Consider the following 13,093-nt stretch of genomic DNA (forward strand, 5'->3'; position numbering starts at 1 on the left):
CCCCGGCGAAAGCCGGGGTCTCGCAGTGAGACGTCGTGCGCTTGCGGCCTGAGGTCCCGGCTTTCGCCGGGATGACGGCGAGACGCATCAGATGGCCGCTTTCGCCAGCTTGGCCGCCCGCGCGTCGCGCATCTTCGCGAAATCGTCGCCGGCGTGATAGCTCGACCGCGTCAGCGGTGACGAGGCGACCAGCAGGAAGCCCTTGGCGCGGGCGATCGCGCCGTACGAGCCGAATGCCTGCGGCGTCACGAACTCGATGACCTTGGTGTGGCGCGGGGTCGGCTGGAGATACTGGCCCATCGTCAGGAAATCGATATCGGCCGAGCGCATGTCGTCCATCACCTGATGGACCTCGAGCCGCTCCTCGCCCAGCCCGAGCATGATGCCCGATTTGGTGAAGATCGACGGGTCGAGCTTCTTGACCGTCTCGAGCAGCCGCAGCGACGCGTAATAGCGCGCGCCCGGACGGATCGTCGGATAGAGCCGGGGGACGGTCTCGAGATTGTGATTGTACACGTCGGGCCGTGCCGCGACGATCATCTCGACCGCCGCTTCGTGCTTGTTGCGGAAATCGGGGGTCAGGATCTCGATCGTCGTCGTCGGGTTCGACTTGCGGATCGCCTCGATCACTTTGACGAACTGCTTCGCGCCGCCATCGGGCAAGTCGTCGCGATCGACCGACGTGATGACGATGTGCTCGAGCCCCATCTGCGCCGCGGCATCGGCGACATTCTGCGGCTCCATCGGGTCCACGGCGCGCGGCATGCCGGTCTTGACGTTGCAGAAGGCGCAGGCGCGCGTGCAGGTGTCACCGAGGATCATCACCGTCGCGTGCTTCTTCGACCAGCACTCGCCGATATTCGGGCAGGCGGCTTCCTCGCACACCGTGGTCAGGCTCTTCGAGCGCATCAGCGCCCGTGTTGCCGCGAAGCCCTCGGAAGTCGGCGCCTTGACGCGGATCCAGTCGGGTTTGCGGACGCGTTCCGGACGCGGCAGCGGAGACATCTCGTTCATAGGAGGCCAGATAGCGATGCTCGCGTGCACGCACAACAACCGTGCAAGCATCCCTGCTTGCAGTCCGCGAACGCGAACGGGGTTCGCAAACGCTACGGAAGCGGTATGGAGCCGCCATGACCGACTTCAGCGACCTGCTCAGCGGCTATCGCCGCTTCCGCCAGACCGAATATGGGCGCCAGCGCAATCGCTGGGATGAGCTGTCGGAGGGCCAGGCGCCCAAGGTGATGGTCATCGCCTGCTCGGACAGCCGCGTCGATCCCGCGCAGGTTTTCGATACTTCGCCGGGCGAGATCTTCGTCGTGCGCAACATCGCCAATCTCGTTCCCCCGTTCGAACTCGGCGGCGGGCGTCACGGCGTCTCGGCGGCGCTCGAATTCGCAGTGACTCAGCTCGAAGTGCCCGAGATCGTCGTGATGGGCCACGGCGCGTGCGGCGGCGTCCATGCCGCGCTCACCCGCCGCTTCGAGGGTGCACCTCCAGGCGCCGGTGGCTTCATCGCCCATTGGGTCGACATGCTCGACGAGGCCCGCGACCGAGATCGTCGCCGAACATGGCGAAGGCGAGGAGGCAATCCGCGCGCTCGAACTCGAAACCGTCCGCGTCTCGATCGCCAATTTGCGAACCTTCCCCTGCATCCCGGAGCGCGAGGCGGCAGGCACGCTCAAGATCCATGGCGCCTATTTCGCCATCCGCGACGGCGTGCTCCACGTGATGGACGATGGCGGGGCGTTCGCACCTGCCTGAGTGCGGTTGACGACAGGCGTCGCCGGACGCAGCTTGGCTCCCGAAGGGGAAAGCATGATCCGGTTCGTGGGGCGTCAATTGCGCGAGCTCTATCGCCGCGGCTTCGCGCTTTTCCTGCTGGCGCCGGTGATCATTGCCATCGTCGTAGTGCCCGAGTTCGTCCAGCACTGGTTCGAGATCCGTAGCAGCATGTTCGAGTCGGCCGAGCGTGCACGAGCGCTGGCCAATGATCCGCAGCGCTGGGCATTCGGCTATGCCAAGCTCGCGGGATTGCTGATCGCGATGTTCGCAGCCGCCCGTTTCTGGAACGCGCAGGCGCGGGGCGGCAGATGGTGGGACGTGCGCGAGATCGCGTGGCTTCGGCTCGGGGTGGCGCTTGCGCTGTTCGCGTTGCTGCCTGCGCTCGCGGATCTCCTGCGCGGCCTGGCCTATTGGGTCGCCTCTATTGTGCTCAGCATCGCGGTGTTGCCGCTGCTCTTCGTGATACTCGGCGCGCTTTTCGGGGCGCAGCGGCCAGGACTGGTCGAGAGCCTGCGAAGCGGCTGGCGCCGGCTGCCGTTGCTCGTGCTGCTACTCGTTGCAGCCTATCTGCCGCCAATGGCCGCGCATTACGGGCTGCATCATGTCGCGCGCGGGTTGGCCACGCCGCTGGTCTGGGTGCTGATGACGCTGGATTCGCTCGTCGTCGGCCTGATTGCCGCGTTCACCGGCGCCGCCTTCGCACTCGCCTATGACGCGGCCTGGCCGCCGGCTACTTCAACCCCAGCGCCTTCTTCGCCGCTTTCTTGACCTCAGGATCGAGCTCCGGCGGCTCCATCGGCACCTTCGCCTCCAGTGCATCCGCGATCGCCGTCAGCGCTGTGATCCGCGCCGTCTTTTTGTCGTTGCCGTCGATCACGATCCAGCGCGCATGCTTCGTATCCGTGCGCTCGAACATCTCGGCCATCGCTTCGAGGTAGTCCGCCCGCTTCGCCCGGTTGCGATAATCGTCGAGGCCGGTCTTCCAGCGCTTCCACGGATGCTCCAGCCGATCGCGCAGGCGCTTGTCCTGGGTCTTCTGCGTCACATGGACGAAGACCTTGATCAGAGTCGCGCCGGTCTCGACCTGCTGGGCCTCGAAATCGTTGATCTCGTCATAGCCGCGTTGCCATTCGGCCTTGCTCGCGAAGCCTTCGACTCGCTCGACGAGCACGCGACCGTACCAGCTGCGGTCGAAGATCGCGATGTTGTGCTGGGCAGGCAGCCGCCGCCAGAAGCGCCAGAGGAAGTGATGCGCCAGCTCCTCAGGCGTCGGTGCCGAGATCGGCCAGACCTCGAAATAGCGCGGATCCCATTCGGCGGTCAGCCGCTGGATGATCCCGCCCTTCCCCGCCGCGTCCCAACCCTCGAACACGATGATCGCGCGGCGCTTGTGGACGATGTGCGCATAATGGATATGGCTGAGGCGCTTTTGCAGCTTCTCCAGCGCGTCCTTGTAATGCCCGTCAAAGGGTTCGCCTGACTCATAGTCGCTGAGATCGATCGCCATTCGCCCTCCTGGTTCGGGACGAACGTACAGCCAGTCGACGCGATCCTGCAATCAGCAGGCGACGACGTTCACTGCCAGTCCGCCCTGCGCGGTTTCCTTGTATTTCGATCGCATGTCCTCGCCGGTCTGGCGCATCGTCTCGATCACGGCGTCGAGGCTGACGATGTGGCTGCCGTCGCCGTGCATCGCCAGATAGGCGGCGTTGATCGCCTTGATCGCACCCATCGTGTTGCGCTCGATGCACGGAATCTGGACCAGCCCGCCGATCGGATCGCAGGTGAGGCCGAGATTATGCTCCATGCCGATCTCCGCGGCGTTCTCGATCTGCGCATTGTTCGCCCCAAGCGCAGCGGCCAGCCCGGCGGCCGCCATCGAGCAGGCGACTCCCACTTCGCCCTGGCACCCCATCTCCGCCGCCGAAATCGATGCGCGTTTCTTGTAGAGAAAACCGATCGCCGCGGCGGTGAGCAGGAAGGTCCGCGCCCCCGCCGGCGTCGGTGCCGCGCAGAAGGTCTCATAATAGCGCAGCACCGCCGGGATCACCCCCGCTGCGCCATTGGTCGGCGCAGTGACCACGCGCCCGCCCGCGGCATTCTCCTCGTTCACCGCCAGCGCCCACAAACTCACCCAGTCGAACACAAGGGACGGATCGCTGCGTGGGCCGCGCGCGATGAGGCGTTGGTGCAGGTCGCGCGCGCGCCGCCGCACCTTGAGCCCGCCGGGCAACTCCCCTCTCCCCGGCACCCGCGATCGATGCACGCGGACATCGCCGCGCGCAGGCTGTCGAGAAAGGCATCGGTCTCGGCATCGTCGCGCCACGCTGCTTCGTTGGCGCGGACGATATCGGCGATCGACACGCCCTGCGCCTCGGCGACGGCGAGCAGCTCGGCACCCGATGCGAAGGGCAGTGGCAGCTTCACATTGGTCTGCGGCAGTTCGCACCCGCCCTCGACGATCGCGCCGCCGCCGATCGAATAGTAAAATGTCTCCCAATGCTCGCCCTCGGCATAATGCGCGACGAAGCGCATGCCATTGGGATGCGAAGGCAGGAACCGGTCGTTCCGGAAGACAAGGTGTTGCCCGTCGACGAAGGGCACTGGCACGTGCCCGCCCAGCGCCAGCTGCGCCTCGGCGCGGATCGTCGCGATGATCATGGAGACCGCGTCGGGATCGACTGCTTCGGGGCGATAGCCGGCGAGCCCCAGCATCACCGCGGTGTCGGTGGCATGGCCGCGCCCGGTCAGCGCCAGCGATCCGAACAGTTCGCACGAGACCGAAACCGGTGTCCCGCGGTCGAGCGCCGCCTCGGCGAAGGCACAAGCCGCGCGCATCGGGCCCACGGTGTGCGAACTCGACGGGCCGATGCCGATCGTGAACAGATCGGCCAAGCCAATGGTCGCTTCCGCGCGGGCCCGCGCCCGGGCGTTGTTCTCGTCCAACATTCTCGCTCCCGCCCCGGCTCTGACGGCCGGTCTGGTTTCCGTTGTTACCAAACCGGCTGTAGCGCTCCTTGCCGCGTTAAGGGAGAGGTATCAGCCCGCCGCTGGATCGACCACGCCGTCGATGCTCTTCTTGTTGAGATCGGCGGCCACCTGCGGCGCGAGGCGGATGTTGAGTTCCTTGAGCTGCTTCTCGCTCACGAAGCTCGGTGCCTGCATCATCAGGTCCTCGGCCTTCTGGGTCATCGGGAAGACGATGACCTCGCGGATGTTGGGCTCGTCGGCCAGCAGCATCACGATGCGGTCGACGCCCGGGGCCGAGCCCCGTGCGGCGGCGCGCCGAACTTGAACGCGTTGATCATGCCGGCGAAATTGGTGTCGACGTCCGCCTGGGTGTAGCCGGCGATCTCGAACGCCTTGTACATGATCTCCGGACGATGGTTCCGGATCGCGCCCGAGCTCAGCTCGACGCCGTTGCAGACGATGTCGTACTGGAAGGCGAGGATATCGAGCGGATCCTTGGTCTCCAGCGCTTCCAGCTCGCCCTGCGGCATGCTGAAGGGATTGTGGCTGAAGTCGATCTTGCCGGTGTCCTCGTCGGCCTCGAACATCGGGAAGTCGACGATCCAGCAGAATTCGAAGCGGCTCTGGTCGATCAGCTCGAGCTGCTCGGCGGCGCGGGTGCGCGCCAGCCCGGCGAGCTTGGCGGCCTGCGCTTCCTTGCCCGCGGCAAAGAAGATGCCGTCATTGGGGCCGAGGCCCATCGCGTCGGCAATCGCCTTCATGCCTTCCTGGCCATGGTTGTTGGCGATCGGGCCGCCGAACACGCCGTCCTTCTGCGTCGCATAGCCGAGCCCGGGGAAGCCCTCGCTCTGTGCCCAGCTGTTCATGTCGTCGAAGAACTTCCGGCTCTTCTCATGCGTGTTGGGTGCCGGGATCGCGCGGACCACGTCGCCGCCTTCGACCATCGAGGCGAAGCGGCTGAAGCCCGAGCCCTTGAAGAACTCCGAGACGTCAGTGATCAGGATCGGGTTGCGCAGGTCGGGCTTGTCGTTGCCGTATTTCAGCATCGATTCGCGGTACGGGATGCGCTTGAACGGCAGCGGCGAGACGGTGCGGCCCTTATCCTCCCAGTTCGCGAACTCCTCGAACACGCCGTGTAGCACCGGCTCTATCGCCGCGAAAACATCATCTTGCGTGACGAAGCTCATTTCGAAATCGAGCTGGTAGAACTCGCCGGGCGAGCGATCGGCGCGGGCATCCTCGTCGCGGAAGCACGGCGCGATCTGGAAATAGCGGTCGAAGCCCGCGACCATCAGCAGCTGCTTGAACATCTGCGGCGCCTGCGGGAGGGCGTAGAACTTGCCTGGATGGACGCGACTGGGGACCAGATAGTCGCGCGCGCCCTCGGGGCTGCTCGCGGTCAGGATCGGCGTCTGGAACTCGGTGAAGCCCTGCCCGATCATCCGGCGGCGCAGCGATGCGATGACGTTCGAGCGCAGCAGGATGTTCTTGTGGAGCCGTTCGCGGCGCAGATCGAGGAAACGATAGCGCAGGCGGATATCCTCGGGATATTCGGCGTCGCCGAACACCGGCAGCGGCAGCTCCTGCGCCGGGCTCTGGACAACCACTTCGGCCGCACGGACCTCGATCTCGCCGGTCGGCAGGTTCGGGTTCACTACGCTGGCGTCGCGCGCGATCACTTTTCCCGTCACCGTGATCACCGATTCGGCGCGCAGCGACTCGATCACCGCGAAGGCCGGGCCGCTGACATCGGTGACGATCTGGGTGATGCCGTAATGGTCGCGCAGATCGATGAAGACGAGGTCGCCATGATCGCGCTTGCGGTGGACCCAGCCCGAAAGGCGGACTTCCTCGCCGACATTGGTGGCGCGGAGCTGGGCGCAGGTGTGCGAGCGATAGGCGTGCATTTTCATTCTCTCACTGGTTCGTCACCCCGGCGAAGGCCGGGGCCCAGGGTCACGAGCGACACGGCCTGGGGCTCTGGGTCCCGGCTTTCGCCGGGATGACGCGATAAATTCGATAGCGCGGGCGCATCTCTGCCACGCACCCTTTTGTCAACCCGAAGACCAGTATATGGGCCCCCGATGCATATCCATGGTCTGATCGAGGACAGCGCCGCCCTCGCCAATCTCTGTGCGCGCTTCGCCAACAAGCCGTACATCTGCGTGGACACCGAGTTCATGCGCGAAAACAGCTATTGGCCCGAGCTCTGCCTGATCCAGATCGCCGATGACGAGGAGGCCGCGGCGATTGATCCGATGGGCGGAATCGACATGACGCCCCTGCTCGAGCTGATGACCAACAACGAGGATGTCCTCAAGGTCTTCCATGCCGGCGGCCAGGATATCGAGATCGTCTACAATCTCACCGGCAAGACCCCGCATCCGCTGTTCGACACCCAGGTCGCGGCGATGGCGCTCGGTCAGGGCGAGCAGATCGGCTATTCGAACCTTGTCGATACCTATCTCGGCATCACCGTCGACAAGGGCGCGCGCTTCACCGACTGGAGCCGCCGCCCGCTCGACAAGCGCCAGATCGACTACGCCATCTGCGACGTCACCTACCTCTCCGAGATCTTCCCCAAGATGCTCGAGAAGCTCCGGAAAACCGGCCGCGGCGCGTGGCTCGACCAGGAGATGGAGCGGCTCGCCGATCCCGAGAATTACCGCAACGACCCCGATCAGGCGTGGCAGCGCGTCCGCGTCTCCAGCCGCAAGCCTGAAGTGCTCGGCCGCCTGAAGGCGCTGGCGCGGTGGCGCGAACTCGAGGCGCAGGGCAAGGACTTGCCGCGCGGTCGCATCATCAAGGACGAGACGCTCGCCGATCTCGCCGGCACCCCGCCGCGCAAGCAAGTTGATCTGGCACGAATCCGCGGTCTCTCCCCGCCTGGGGCGGCAACGATATCGGTGGCCGGCTGATGGCGGCGCTCGAAGGTGCGAAGCCGATGTCGGCCGACGAACTTCCTGCGCGCGACGATCGCAAGCCGGCACTCGGCAAGGACGGCGCGCTGGTCGCCGATCTGCTCAAGCTGCTCCTCAAGATCCGCGCCAAGGAGATCAATGTGGCCGCGCGGCTGCTCGCCCGCTCGGACGATCTGGAAGCGCTGGCCGCGGGCGTGCGCGAGAATTTGCCGATCCTCGAAGGCTGGCGCTTCGAGCAATTCGGCCGCGACGCGCTCGAACTCGTCGAAGGTCAGCTGGGGTTCACCGTCCGCAATGGTAAGCTCAAGATGACTCGAACCGAGGAGCCGTCATGATCCGCGCGATTCTCCCGCTCGCCATTCTCGCCACCTCCGCGTGCCATTATGGCGATGGGCCCGAAGCCGCCCCTTCCCCGCCTCCCGGCAAATGCGTGGCCGACGGGCTCGCCAGTCTCAACGGCAAGACCCGCACCGACGCAGTCGAAAAGGAAGCGATGCGACTCTCGGGCGCCAAGACGGTCCGCTGGATCTCGCCCGGCATGGCTGTGACGATGGATTTCAGCGAGGCCCGCCTGAACCTCGATCTCGACGACAAGGGCAGGATCGTCCGCGCCCACTGTGGCTAGGCTCTCGGTGCCGCGCCGAACAGGCTGTCGGCGAACAGGTCCAGCGTCTTTTGCGAGAGGCCCGTGTTGTTGAGGATCACGATAGTCTCGCGCGTATCGTAGCGATGGCCGAGTACCGAGCGATAGCCGGCGGTACGGCCGGTTTCCCAGGCCGCAGGCACCGGCACGCCGCCGATCGTCAGCGTGCGGACGCGGCCGCCGAGCGCATAATCCTGCTCCGGCACACGGATAGTGCGTAGCACCCGGAGTGATTCGGGCTTGAGGAAACCCGAGTCGAACACTTGATGCGCAGCATGGATCAAGTCGCCGGCGGTGCTGAAATAGCCACCGCCAGCGGCCATCACCGGCGTGCCCGGATCGGGCCAGGCAACCGGCGGTTCAAGCGTGCGATAGGAAATGGCAGTACCGGGCGCGGATGGTACCACGGCATCGGCTCGCGTGTGCCGCAACCCGAGCGGATCGAGCGTAATCGCGCGCATCGCATCCTGGAAAGGCCTGCCGGTGAGCCGCTCGATGATCGCCACGACCAGAAACCAGTTGGTCATTGCATAGTCGAACTTGCTCCCCGGCTCGAAGGCCAGATCGCCTTGGCAGAAGCGGCGCACCGATTCGGCCGTACCGAGATCAGTGGTTACGAGTGACGGGTTGAGCTTGGCGGCAGCGATGAAGCCGTTGGGGATGCCGCTCGTGTTCGAGAGCAGGTGCGCAAGCGTCACGCGGGCGCCGGTATCGGCGCGATAACCGGGGAGCAAAGTGGAGATCGGCGTGTCGAGCGTCATTCGGCCTTTTTCGATCAGCCGGAGCACCGTCACGCTGGTCAACCATTTGGAGATCGAGGCGATGCCGTAGACGGTGTCGAGTGTTGCCGGGCGCTTCGCTCCGACATCCGCCATGCCGAAGGCGCGGGCGTAGTCGATGCGGCCCGCGCGCGCGGTGGCGATCACACCGTGAAAGCCATTGGCGCGAACAAAGGCCTCGATTCGCGGATCATCGCCCTCCGTGCGGGCAAGGGACAGTACTGGCGCCAGCGTCGCGATCCCCATGAGGCTACCCTGCAGGAACAGACGTCGATCGATCATTTGGTCCCCCACGCGCTATGCGGATAACAAGTCATTGCGGGAGCGGCATCAACTTCCAATGACCGTCACACCTCGAGCACCGGCTCCCTGCCGAACGTTGCGGCGAGCGCTTTGTGGCGTTTCTCGACTGCCTCGCCGTACAGCGCCTCGTCCTGGTGATCGAGGGTCAGCGTGAGCGTGCCTTCCTCCAATGCCACGTGCGAGCGCCCGAGCGGCGCGGCGACGCCGCCGCTCAGCCGTTGCCCCAGCCGGATCGCGAGGCCCCATAGCCGCGCCCGCGCCAGCGACTCCGCGTCGGCCAGCCGGCCGAGTGCTTCGGGGCAGCCGAGCCCGCCGCCCAACGCCGTGTAGAGCGCCTGGGCAAGGATCGCTCTTCCCACTGCGTCGATCGCCACCCAATTGCCGTGGAGTGCGATCTCCATGCCGCGTTCGGCGCGGAACTCGGGGTTCGCGCGCCAGCCGACATCGGCGAGCAGGCACGCCGCGTGACGCAGCCGGGCCAATTCGGGCGCGTCGTCGAACAACGGCGCGATCCACGCGTCGAGCAGATCGCCATGCTCGGGGAAGCGCCCGGAGCGCTCGCCTTCGTCGCGCGCCGCCGCGATCAGCGGATCCTCGAGGCGCTGCTCCGGGGTGAGCCGCTGATAGAGCAAGCCCTCGCGCAGTCCGTAGGCCGATACCACGCTGCCGCTGCTCCCCAGATGCCTGAGCACGCTGAGCAACAATGCAGTCGCGTCCGGCAAGGTCGGGATACGCGCGCCGGAGATGTCGGGAATCGCCTTGAGCTCGGCCTTCGGGATCTCGGCGAGCACGCGCTGCAGATCGCCGACGCGTTCGAGCGCGATCGGATATTGGTGCACCACCGGCAGCGGATAGCCGGTGCGGTGCATGTCGAGCCGCGCGAGCGCGCGCCACGATCCGCCGACCAGATAGAAAGGCAGTCCCTTCCCCCGCCCGCTCCAGCCCGAATCGGCGAACAATTTCGCGACCTTGCGGTCGAGCATCCCCTTGCCCTCCGCGCGGATCACGCCGAGCCGGAGCACGCCGAGTGGAAAGGACACGCGATCGGTGACCGTCCCCGCGACGACGCGCACCAGCTCGAGGCTGCCTCCGCCCAGATCGCCCACCACGCCGTCGGCTTCCGGGATGCCCGAGAGCACGCCCATGCCCGAGGCCATCGCCTCCTCCTGGCCCGAAAGCAGCTCGACTTCGAGCCCCAGCGCCTCGGCCGCGCGGATCAGTTCGCCGCCATTCGAGGCGTCGCGCACCGCGGCGGTCGCCACCGTGCGCAATTCGCTCACCTGCATCTCGCGGGCGAGCGCGGCGAAGCGCGCCAATGCGGCGCGCGCCCGCGCCAGCCCGGCCTTGTCGATCGCGCCGGTCTCGCTGAGCGACCGGCCGAGCCCCGCCATCACCTTTTCGTTGAACAATACCGCCGGCAGCCGCGCCGCGCCGTCATAGACGACGAGACGCACCGAATTCGATCCGATGTCGATGATCGCCACGCGCGCCTTCGCCGGCACGGTGCGTTGCTCCGGCTTTCGGAGGAGCGTGGCCATCAGGTCAATGTTCCTTCTTCGCCCCGCGCCGCCGCTTGAGCGACAGCTTCGGCACCGGCTTGCGCTTCTCGAGCGCAGCGCCGCGGCCCGAAAGCGAGGGGTTGGTCATGAAATAGCGGTGCAGGTTGAACGGTTCCGCGCCCGGTTCGGCGCGGACATAGCGGCCGTCGGGCTGCAACTGCCAGCTCTGCTCGTCGTCGAGCAGATTGGCGACCATGACCTGATCGAGCACCTGATCGTGCACCGTCTTGTTGAGGATCGGCAGCATGAACTCGACGCGGCGGTCGAAGTTGCGCGGCATCCAGTCGGCCGAGGAGATGAACAGCTTCGCCCCGTCGCCCGGCAGCCCCTTGCCGTCGCCGAACGCCCAGATCCGGCTGTGTTCGAGGAAGCGTCCGACGATCGACTTGACCCGGATATTCTCCGACAGGCCGGGAACGCCTGGGCGCAGGCAGCAGATGCCCCGGATGATCAGGTCGATCTCCACCCCGGCGCCACTGGCCTCGTAGAGCTTCTCGATCACCGTTGGATCGACCACTGAATTCATCTTGGCCCAGATCGCCCCCGGCCTGCCGGCACGGGCATGGCCGATCTCGACGTCGATCAGCCGCACCAGCTCGTTGCGCAGGTCGCGCGGACTGATGTTGAGCAGGTTGAGCGCCTCGGGCTCGACATAGCCGGTGACGTAGTTGAACAGCTGCGCCGCATCGCGACCCAGCCGCGGATCGGCAGTGAAGAAGCTCAGATCGGTATAGATGCGCGCCGTGATCGGGTGATAATTGCCCGTCCCGAAATGGCAGTAGGTGCGATAGCCGTTGCCCTCGCGCCGCACGACCATCGAGACCTTGGCATGGGTCTTCCAGTCGATGAAGCCATAGACCACCTGCACACCCGCACGTTCGAGCGCAGTCGCCCAATAGAGATTCTGTTCCTCGTCGAACCGCGCCTTCAGTTCGACTACCGCGGTCACCGATTTGCCCGCTTCTGCCGCTGCGATCAGCGCGTTGATCACCGCCGGCTGCTTGCCTGCGCGATAAAGCGTCTGCTTGATCGCGACCACGTCCGGATCGCTCGCCGCCTGCCCGAGGAACGAGAGCACCACGTCGAAGCTCTCATAGGGGTGGTGGACGAGGATGTCCTTGGCGCGGATCGCCGCGAAGCAATCGCCGCCATATTCGCGGATCCGCTCCGGGAAGCGTGCGACGAAGGGCGTGAACTTGAGGTCGGGCCGGTCTTCTTCGACCAGCGCCGAGAGATCGCCGATGCCGAGGAAGCCGCCTGTCTCGGTCAGCAGCGCCTCGCTCCCGCCCAGCTCCTCCTTGAGCACCGCCTCGAGTTCGGCGGCGATCCCGTCCTCCATCTCCAGGCGGATCACCCGGCCGCGCCGGCGGCGCTTGATCGCCGAGCGGAAGGTCATGACGAGGTCCTCGGCCTCTTCCTCGATTTCGAGGTCGCTGTCGCGCAGCACGCGGAACGCCGCCGATCCGAGCACGTCGTAACCGGGGAAGAGCAGGTGCGAGAAGCGTTTGAGCAGCACCTCGACCGCGACATAGCGCGCCGGCTCTCCGGGCAGCCGCACGAAACGCGGCATCGTCGTCGGCAGCAGCACCAGCTCGCGGATCGGCTCGCGATCCGATCGCCGGACCAGGTCGAAGATCACGCTCGATCCCTGATTGGGGATGAACGGGAAAGGATGCGCCGGATCGAGCGCCTGGGGCGTGAGGATCGGAAAGATCTGCTCGCGGAAGTGGCTTTCGAGCCAGGCCTCGGTCTCGCCTTCGATATCGACGGATTCGAGGACGTGGATGCCCACTTCGGTCAGCTGCGTGCGGATGTCGTGCCACACGCTCTGCTGGCTGTCGGCGAGGATCTCGGCCTCCTCGGAGATCGCGGCGAGCTGCTGCCCAGGCGTCCGCCCGTCGGCCGAGCGCGCCTCGACCTTCTGGAGCTGCTGCCCCATCAGTCCGGCGACGCGGACCATGAAGAATTCGTCGAAGTTCGATCCGGAGATCGAAAGGAAGCGCAGCCGCTCCAGCAGCGGGTGCGCGGGGTTGCAAGCTTCCTCCATCACCCGGCGATTGAACGCCAGCCAGCTCAGCTCGCGGTTGAAATAGCGCTTCACCGGCTCTCCCGGACTATCGGTCATCAAGGGTCCCT

General features: G+C 66.0%; 7 protein-coding genes and 4 pseudogenes. 4 read left to right on the forward strand and 7 right to left on the reverse strand.

The window, feature by feature from the left end; genetic code table 11:
- Positions 1–87: 87 nt before the first annotated feature.
- Positions 88–1,014 (reverse strand): lipoyl synthase, encoded by a 927-nt coding sequence (gene lipA / locus PIB19_RS04340; RefSeq protein ID WP_271239813.1) that lies wholly within the window; start codon positions 1,012–1,014, stop codon positions 88–90.
- Between the two features lie 116 nt (positions 1,015–1,130).
- Here lipA and PIB19_RS04345 point away from each other — a divergent pair.
- Together PIB19_RS04345 and PIB19_RS04350 are read left to right on the forward strand one after the other, a co-directional pair.
- Positions 1,131–1,761: pseudogene (locus tag PIB19_RS04345) on the forward strand (carbonic anhydrase).
- Positions 1,762–1,815: 54 nt separating this feature from the next.
- Positions 1,816–2,550 (forward strand): hypothetical protein, encoded by a 735-nt coding sequence (locus tag PIB19_RS04350; RefSeq protein WP_271239814.1) that lies wholly within the window; start codon positions 1,816–1,818, stop codon positions 2,548–2,550.
- Here PIB19_RS04350 and PIB19_RS04355 read toward each other — a convergent pair.
- From PIB19_RS04355 to aspS, 3 genes and pseudogenes are all read right to left on the reverse strand, one after another.
- The gene (locus PIB19_RS04355) at positions 2,513–3,289 is read right to left on the reverse strand and encodes a polyphosphate kinase 2 family protein (RefSeq protein WP_271239815.1); all 777 of its coding nucleotides are present in this window, start codon (positions 3,287–3,289) and stop codon (positions 2,513–2,515) included. The two genes, PIB19_RS04350 and PIB19_RS04355, sit on opposite strands and share 38 nt — an antisense overlap.
- A 51-nt stretch (positions 3,290–3,340) precedes the next feature.
- Positions 3,341–4,731, reverse strand: a pseudogene (locus tag PIB19_RS04360) (L-serine ammonia-lyase).
- Between the two features lie 90 nt (positions 4,732–4,821).
- A pseudogene (aspS, locus tag PIB19_RS04365) lies at positions 4,822–6,659 on the reverse strand (aspartate--tRNA ligase).
- Between the two features lie 177 nt (positions 6,660–6,836).
- On the opposite strand from aspS, the pseudogene rnd reads away from it, so the two are divergent.
- Both rnd and PIB19_RS04375 read left to right on the forward strand, forming a co-directional pair.
- Positions 6,837–8,008 (forward strand): annotated as a pseudogene (gene rnd, locus PIB19_RS04370) (ribonuclease D).
- A complete protein-coding gene (locus tag PIB19_RS04375; protein WP_271239816.1) occupies positions 8,005–8,298 on the forward strand; it encodes an I78 family peptidase inhibitor in 294 nt (97 codons plus the stop codon). Before rnd ends, PIB19_RS04375 begins: the two are co-directional and overlap by 4 nt.
- On the opposite strand, the gene PIB19_RS04380 is transcribed toward PIB19_RS04375, so the two are convergent.
- The 3 genes from PIB19_RS04380 to PIB19_RS04390 all read right to left on the reverse strand — a co-directional run bounded on the left by PIB19_RS04380 (position 8,295) and on the right by PIB19_RS04390 (position 13,082).
- The gene (locus PIB19_RS04380) at positions 8,295–9,377 is read right to left on the reverse strand and encodes a serine hydrolase domain-containing protein (protein WP_271239817.1); all 1,083 of its coding nucleotides are present in this window, start codon (positions 9,375–9,377) and stop codon (positions 8,295–8,297) included. The two genes, PIB19_RS04375 and PIB19_RS04380, sit on opposite strands and share 4 nt — an antisense overlap.
- Before the next feature lie 65 nt (positions 9,378–9,442).
- Complete coding sequence (locus tag PIB19_RS04385) at positions 9,443–10,936, reverse strand: Ppx/GppA phosphatase family protein (protein WP_271239818.1); 1,494 nt, start codon at positions 10,934–10,936, stop codon at positions 9,443–9,445.
- A 4-nt stretch (positions 10,937–10,940) separates the two neighbouring features.
- Positions 10,941–13,082, reverse strand: a complete 2,142-nt coding sequence (locus tag PIB19_RS04390; protein ID WP_271239819.1) for an RNA degradosome polyphosphate kinase — start codon at positions 13,080–13,082, stop codon at positions 10,941–10,943.
- Positions 13,083–13,093 lie beyond the last annotated feature (11 nt).

The sequence above is a fragment of the Sphingomonas sp. 7/4-4 genome, from assembly GCF_027941955.1.
GTDB lineage: Bacteria > Pseudomonadota > Alphaproteobacteria > Sphingomonadales > Sphingomonadaceae > Sphingomonas.

Excerpts from the sequence above, each read along its gene's own strand:
- lipA (WP_271239813.1), bottom strand. The coding sequence starts at position 1,014 with ATGAACGAGATGTCTCCGCTGCCGCGTCCGGAACGCGTCCGCAAACCC.
- PIB19_RS04380 (WP_271239817.1), bottom strand. The coding sequence starts at position 9,377 with ATGATCGATCGACGTCTGTTCCTGCAGGGTAGCCTCATGGGGATCGCG.
- PIB19_RS04390 (WP_271239819.1), bottom strand. The coding sequence starts at position 13,082 with ATGACCGATAGTCCGGGAGAGCCGGTGAAGCGCTATTTCAACCGCGAG.
- PIB19_RS04350 (WP_271239814.1), top strand. The coding sequence starts at position 1,816 with ATGATCCGGTTCGTGGGGCGTCAATTGCGCGAGCTCTATCGCCGCGGC.
- PIB19_RS04375 (WP_271239816.1), top strand. The coding sequence starts at position 8,005 with ATGATCCGCGCGATTCTCCCGCTCGCCATTCTCGCCACCTCCGCGTGC.
- PIB19_RS04385 (WP_271239818.1), bottom strand. The coding sequence starts at position 10,936 with ATGGCCACGCTCCTCCGAAAGCCGGAGCAACGCACCGTGCCGGCGAAG.
- PIB19_RS04355 (WP_271239815.1), bottom strand. The coding sequence starts at position 3,289 with ATGGCGATCGATCTCAGCGACTATGAGTCAGGCGAACCCTTTGACGGG.